General features: G+C 61.7%; 6 protein-coding genes and 1 pseudogene. 1 reads left to right on the forward strand and 6 read right to left on the reverse strand.

The window, feature by feature from the left end:
- Positions 1–156: 156 nt before the first annotated feature.
- Positions 157–888, reverse strand: a complete 732-nt coding sequence (locus NKI20_RS23530; protein ID WP_352834820.1) for a Crp/Fnr family transcriptional regulator — start codon at positions 886–888, stop codon at positions 157–159.
- A 281-nt stretch (positions 889–1169) separates the two neighbouring features.
- Positions 1170–1763: pseudogene (locus NKI20_RS33790) on the reverse strand (DUF899 family protein).
- Between NKI20_RS33790 and NKI20_RS23540 the strand changes: the two are divergent.
- The gene (locus tag NKI20_RS23540) at positions 1756–1992 is read left to right on the forward strand and encodes a DUF899 family protein (RefSeq protein ID WP_352834823.1); all 237 of its coding nucleotides are present in this window, start codon (positions 1756–1758) and stop codon (positions 1990–1992) included. The pseudogene NKI20_RS33790 and the gene NKI20_RS23540 overlap by 8 nt on opposite strands.
- Before the next feature lie 573 nt (positions 1993–2565).
- Here NKI20_RS23540 and NKI20_RS23545 read toward each other — a convergent pair.
- From NKI20_RS23545 to NKI20_RS23560, 4 genes are all read right to left on the reverse strand, one after another.
- A complete protein-coding gene (locus NKI20_RS23545; RefSeq protein ID WP_352834826.1) occupies positions 2566–2754 on the reverse strand; it encodes a hypothetical protein in 189 nt (62 codons plus the stop codon).
- 404 nt (positions 2755–3158) lie between these two features.
- Positions 3159–4142: a substrate-binding domain-containing protein gene (locus NKI20_RS23550; RefSeq protein WP_352834829.1), complete on the reverse strand. Its 984-nt coding sequence runs from the start codon at positions 4140–4142 to the stop codon at positions 3159–3161.
- Between the two features lie 72 nt (positions 4143–4214).
- Entirely contained in the window at positions 4215–5270 is a 1056-nt protein-coding gene (locus NKI20_RS23555; protein ID WP_352486259.1) for an ABC transporter permease, read from the reverse strand.
- On the reverse strand, positions 5270–6647 hold a 1378-nt coding region (locus NKI20_RS23560), incomplete at its 5' end, for a sugar ABC transporter ATP-binding protein (RefSeq protein ID WP_352834832.1). The genes NKI20_RS23555 and NKI20_RS23560, both read right to left, overlap by 1 nt.

Raw genomic sequence — 6647 nt, forward strand, 5'->3', positions numbered from 1 at the left:
CCACACAAGCCAACAAGCAGAGCTCATAGCTTCGGCGGTGCTTGATCGCTTTCAAATCGGCCACTTAGATGAAGGCGAACTTTGGCTTGCCGTCCGTACGTGCACCCTGTACCGGCGGGCCGTGGCAATGCTTCGAAGCGCCGACCACCCAGCTTTCTATCGAGGCGCCACCCGTGGCCCGGACTTGCCGAGCAGCCGGGCATATTCTGCTTCAGGCTCGCCATAAAAGCCACCAGCGGCAGCGATCAGGCCCTCTCGGTCGCGAACGGTGACTTCACCGCGGCGGGACTTGATGAGCCCGTCTCCTTCCAGCAGTTGCAGGGCGATCGTTACGCCGGGACGCCTGACGCCAAGCATCACGGCCAGGAAATCGTGGGTGATCGCGATTTCGTCGCCGATGATCCGGTCGTCGCACATCAGCAGCCATCTCGCCAACCGATCTTCCAGCCTCGCGCGGGCATTGATCAACGCCGTGGATCTGGTCTGGATGTGCAGGTAGTGAACATAGCGAAGCAGCAAGAGCCGGAGAGTTGGACTGCTTTCCAGCGCAGCCTTGAACGGCTCCGCGTCGATGCCAACCGCCTCACTCGTCACCTGAATATAGCAATCGTGGGTTGCCCAGTCGACGCCCATGACCAAGGCGCAGGCGGTCATACCTTCGCGGCCGATAATACCTACCTCCGCATTCGCTTCCGGCCGAATTTTCGCCACGACAGATGCGATGCCGCTTTCGAGAAAGTAGACGCACTCAATGGGCTCGGCAGCCGATTCCAGCGGAGTCTTCAATTTAAGATGTCGGTTGTGCATGTAGGGCTGAAGGAGTTCGAAATCGGCTTGGCTGAGGCGACCTAACAGTTCGCTTCTGCTCTGGGTAACTTCCTGGTCCATGGCGCCCTCCCATAAAGGCAAGAGCGCTTGTCATCTCCCAGCCGCCTGCGCCCGTGGCAAATGCAGACGATGGCAAACTGTACCATAATTCCGCGAACCGTACGTTTCGCACTATTGCCGATTTGGGGACTCGCTGGACGGCTCCGAAACCCCGCTGTCTGGCGCTCGGGTCACGCGGTGATTTGATGGTTTTGCGTGTGTAGTGGTCGCCTCAGGCGACGTCCTCTGACGACCCTTTGAGGGTCCGGTAGATTTGCAACCGCGAGCACTTCATGGCTTCGCTATCTCCGAGACGCCCACCGGCGTTCGGTGTTGTCACCTGTGCTCTTTTCCGTGGAAATCTCGCCGCTGGTGTCGGATCGTGGCTTTCGACAACGGATCTGATCCTCCGTGAACGATACTTGGAAGTCGAAATTGAAATCGCTTCCGAATGACGACACCCAATCGAACTGCCAATTCATCCGCGCCTTGAAGTCCAGCAACTCAGTCAGAGGAGCGCGCGAGCATACGACCAGGGAGACATCGTGATGCATCAAATGCTGATTGGCGGCGTCGATGTGATCCGAAAGGAATGAACAGCCGGTGCAGCGATAATCCGCATTAGGCGGAAACATGAAGTGATAGACGATTAACTGGCTACGGCCCTCAAAGAGGTCAGCGAGCGATTTCTTCCTTGGGTCGTAGTCGCGTAAACGCCTTTTCTTTCTTGAAGTGCACCTTATGCGCTTCAAACCAGTCCCGGTAAGGCGGCATGACGGATCACATCATCGCGCCGTATCGAACTCGTACGGCTTTTCGATCCGCAGCCAAGGCAGGGCTCGCCGGTCCGCCGCGAGTTGTTGACGCTGGTGCGCCTCGGGGAGGGTGTTGTTCAATTTTGAAGAGGTCGCGATGACAGGGAGAGACCGCGCTGGAGCGACCGTCTTCTACAAAGATGGCGATGGCGAGATTTATTGCACTTTCCAGGTGCGAGGACGTGGCGGCGAGAACCTGATCGGCACATACAGCTATCTCGACCTGACCCCGCTCGGTCGCAATGAAAATGGGCCGTCCCATACTTTGGGCGATTGGGTCCGTCTTCATGACGAGTATGATGCTCGATGATAATCCCGGCGGCGGCGGGGGTCACAATCGTCGCTCTATGAGGGTCTGCAACCACCCAGCAGAAAGAGCAGCACCCGGCAGGATCTCTCGACGCCACCTTGATTGGTTTGGGAAAGTAACGTGAGGAACGCTGTCGCGAACTATCTCCGCGAGGAAGGCTACAGAAATCCGGCAAGGTCCAGTAACGTCCATGAAAAATGTGGGGTGAAGCGTGGGGTGCGGCGCTTCATTTTCCCTCTTCGGCTGCAGCCCTGCGAAACGAGCCGCCATCAGAATCACCATCTGTTCTCGTCGTTCGTGCTACAATCGAAGACGAACCTAGAGACCGACAGCGGCGCTTGGCAGGGTAACACCCCTGCATTCCCCTACGGCTGGTAATCCTTTTGGCGCAATTGCGTGAGCGCTGAAGTAAAATTACACTTCGGCTTACGTGGGGAAAGGCGCCATGTGCGGCGCAGACAATGTGCCCCCCAAAGCCCCGCCGCCGCATGGGTGCATGTCCCCACGGCTTCGCCTGAACGGTAAAAACCCGCCGTCGCAACGGCGGGTTTTTATCGTTTCCGGGTTACGCAGCTACTTGCGTATGATCCATTCCAGCAACTCAGGATCGATGTCATCGCTATCCGTGAAGTCGCTTATCAACTGCTCAGCAAACGTACGCCATCGATCTTCAGGGATTTTCTCTTCGATGACGAGTTTTATGAAGGCGCTGCGCAGAACGTCGCGGACAAAAGGCGATACCTGATTACATGGCCGGTCCATGATGCCAACTCCCCATCAGAGGGCGGGAGCTTTGCGAAGTCTCAAGCACCGACGCCCTGTAACCCAGTTGGTGACGACTTCGATTCATAAGCACATCCGACGTAGGCACAATGGGATTCCACCGTACGTTTTTAACCAAACCGAAGTGCCTGGATTGCCCGGCTTCGGGCGAGCGCTAGCTTGGCGGGGCGGCTATGACTAGCCGCAGCGCCGACGCGGGTTTCACTGTTGTCTCGCCGGCAATACCGCGCCGGCCGTTTTGCCGGGCTCTGTCAAATATGGAATCGCCTTAGCCTGTTTGGCGTACTTTCAGCGCGATGCCCTCTTTTGAGTTGCCTTTGATAGTTGCGAACGCAAAGAGGGCGGGGTCGCGCCCGCCCTCTTCTCGTGAGTTGCAGCCGTGGCTACTTACCCGACAGCTGCTTGGCGTTCTCGGCCGTGATCGCCGTCGTGTCGACGGTGACCGTGGGTTCCACCGACGAGGCGCAATCGAGCAGGATCTTCTTCGACATTTCGATCGCTTCCTTGGCGCCGGTCGGATAGGTGAAGGTCGCCGCCCAATCACCCTTGGCGACGGCTTCGATGCCGCCCGCAGGTCCCGGCAAGCCATCGGTGCCGATGATCTTGACGTCCTTGCCGGCGCCCTTGGCGGCAAGCAGCGCGCCCGCCGCCATCATATCATTCGAGGCGTAGAGCACCTTGATGTCGGGATGCGCCTGCAGCATGGCGGCGAAGGCGGTCTGGGCTTTGTCCGGCACCCAGTCGGCCGCCTGCTCAGCCACAACCTGGATCTTGGCATTCGCCTTCACCCCGTCCTTAAAGCCGTTCAGCCGTTCGACCGCCGGCGTGGAGCTTGGCAGTCCCTCGAGCACGGCTGCCTCGCCGCCGTCCGGCAGCAAGGTCTTGGCGGTGTATTTGCCCGCTTCCATGGCGATCTTGTAGTTGTCGCCGCCGATAAAGGCGGTGTAGTCCTTGCCAGGATCGCCAACCGTCTTGCGATCGAGTTCGATGACCGGGATGCCGGCATCCATGGCACGCTTGACGGCAGGCGTCAGCGGTGCCGCCTCGAAGGGCGAGATCAGCAGGAGGTCGACCTTCTGGGTGATGAAGTTGTCGACCTGCGAAGTCTGCGTGTTGACGTTGCCGGCGCCGTCGGCGATCTGCAGCGTGAAGCCTGGCACTTGCTTCGCTGCCGCGGTCAGCTCGTCATTGACGTGCTGGCGATAGGGTTCTGCATTGTTCGCCTGCGAAAAGCCGATGATGAACTGACCGTCCTTGGCGCAGGCCTTGACCATCGGGCCGGCAGCCTGGGCGGCTCCCGCCATGCACAGGCCAGCGCCTGCCATAAGCGCGGCCTTGAGGGCACGCCTTTTTCTCGTGGTTTCCATATTCACTCTCCTCCTCGTCGGGCCGGGGGGCCAGACCTTGGTTGACTGACACTTACTTGCCGCCGCTTCGTCCTAACGGCCCAAACCCTCGCGGCGGCGAACGAGGGATTGAAGCACTGCCGCCAGCACGATGATCGCGGCGGTCGCGAGCAGCTGCATGGCGGGGGTGATGTTGTTGAGCTGAAGGATGTTGGCGAGCGCGCCGAGCATGATGGTGCCGGCAACGGTGCCGACCATCGAGCCGGCGCCGCCGAACAGGCTGGTGCCGCCAATGACCACGGCGGCGATTGCGGTGAGCTCGTAGCCCATGCCGTCATTGGCGCTGCCGAAATTGAACTGGCCGGCATGCACGATGCCGGCAAGTGCGGAGGCAAAGCCGGTGATGGCATAGACCGAGATCTTCACCATCGACACCGGCACGCCGGAAATGCGCGCGGCGCGCTCATTGCCGCCGACGGCAAAGACATAGCGGCCGAAACGTGTGGTGTTGAGCACCACCGTGGCGATCGCGGCAAAGGCGATGAACACGATGGTGGCCACCGGAACGGTGTTGCTGAACAGGCGTTCGCCAAGCACCGCGAACACCGGGGGCGCCAGGCCAGGCCCGTCGCCATAGGAAATGTTGATGTACTGATTGCCCGACACCACCAGCGCCAGGCCGCGCGCCGCCTGCAGGCCGGCCAGCGTGACGATGAACGGCTCGAGCCGGAAGCGGCTGGAAATGGTGCCCTGGATCGTGCCGAAGACGATGCCCATGACCAGCACGGCAAGGATGGTCGGGATGAGGCCAAAGCCACCCGAAATCATCATCGATGCGGTCACTACGCTGGAAAGGCCAAGCACGGCGCCGACCGAGAGGTCGATGCCGGCGGTGATGATGACGAAGGTCATGCCGATGGCGATGATGCCGGTTTCCGACACGGCGCGCACGATGTTGGCGATGTTGTCGGGGTTGAGGAACAGGATTTCGCCATGCCGGCGCGGCGAGAAGATGATGCCGCCGATCGCCACCAGGACCAGTCCAATCAAGCTCTGGAAACGCACGATGAGGGCCAGCGGGTCGCGATGTTTTGCTGCCGGCACGGGCACCACAGGCGCCCCTGCGATCGAAATCTTGTCCTGCGCCATCAGGCCTCCCTGCCGTTTGCCGCGGCAAGCACCGTGTGCTCATCGACGCCGCCGATGAATTCCGCCACATTGCTCCCCTGGCGCAGCACCACGATGCGATCGCACAGGCCGATCAACTCAGGCATCTCGCTGGAGGCGACCAGGATGCCGAGCCCTTGCGCCGCGAGTTGCCGCAGCCGCGCATAGATCTCGCCCTTGGCGCCGACATCGACGCCGCGTGTCGGCTCGTCGAGCAGCAGCAGCCGGGGATTGCCGAGAATCTCCTTGGCCAGCACCACCTTCTGCTGGTTGCCGCCCGAAAGCGCGCCGACAGCGATGTCGGGGTTCTTCGGCCTGATGTCGAACTGGCCGAACGACTGCCTGACCGCATCAGCCTGGCGGTGCGGCGACATCAGGCCTGCCGGCGAGATGCGGCGGATCACCGACATGACGAGGTTGAGGCCTACCGCCATTCTGAGCATCAGCCCGCTGCCCCGACGGTCGTCGGTGACGAAGGCGATCCCCGCGTCGCGCGCGGCCTTGATCGAATCCAGTTTCACCGGCCGGCCGTCGATGGCGACCTCGCCTTCCCAACGGCCGGACAGACCGGCGCCATAGAGCGCGCTCAGCAGTTCCGTGCGCCCTGCCCCCATGATGCCGGCCAGCCCGACGATCTCACCGGCATTGACGTCGAGCGAGATGCCGGTCGGCGGCTGCCATCCGGCACTTTCATGGGCAAGCCGGAAGCTCGCGTTGCGCAGGCTGAGCAGCGTCTTGCCGGCCGTCCTGGTGCGTTCGGGATAAAGCTCGTCCAGCGGCCGCCCGACCAGCAGCCGAACCAGCTCCGCCTGCGGCGCGCGCGGCTCGGTGACGCCCGCAACACGGCCGTCGCGCATCACCGTCACCCGGTCGGCGATCAGCGGCACCTCTTCCAGGCGATGCGAGATATAGACGATGCCGACGCCGCTGCCAGCGAGCTTGCGCATGATGTCGAACAGCCTTTCGACCTCGCCGACCGTCAGTGCCGCCGTAGGCTCGTCCATGATCAGCACGCGCGAGGCGTAGGACAGCGCCTTGACGATCGCCACGACCTGGCGCTGACCGATCGACAGATCGGCGACCATGCTGGCCGGATCTATGGCAAGCTCGATGGCTTCCAAGCGTTTGCGGGACTCGCCGCGCATCGCCGGCACGTCGAGGAAGCCGCCCGGCCGCATCAGTTCGCGGCCAAGGAACAGGTTGGCGGCGACGTCGAGCGTCGGCACCAGGTCGAGTTCCTGGAAGATGGTGGCGATGCCGGCCGCCTGCGCCTCGCGCGGATTGTTGAAGGCTACCTGCTGGCCGTCGATGAGGATGCTGCCCTCGTCCGGGATGTAGACGCCCGTTAAGATATTCATG

The organism is Mesorhizobium sp. M0830 (assembly GCF_040319965.1).
Classification (GTDB): Bacteria; Pseudomonadota; Alphaproteobacteria; order Rhizobiales; family Rhizobiaceae; genus Mesorhizobium.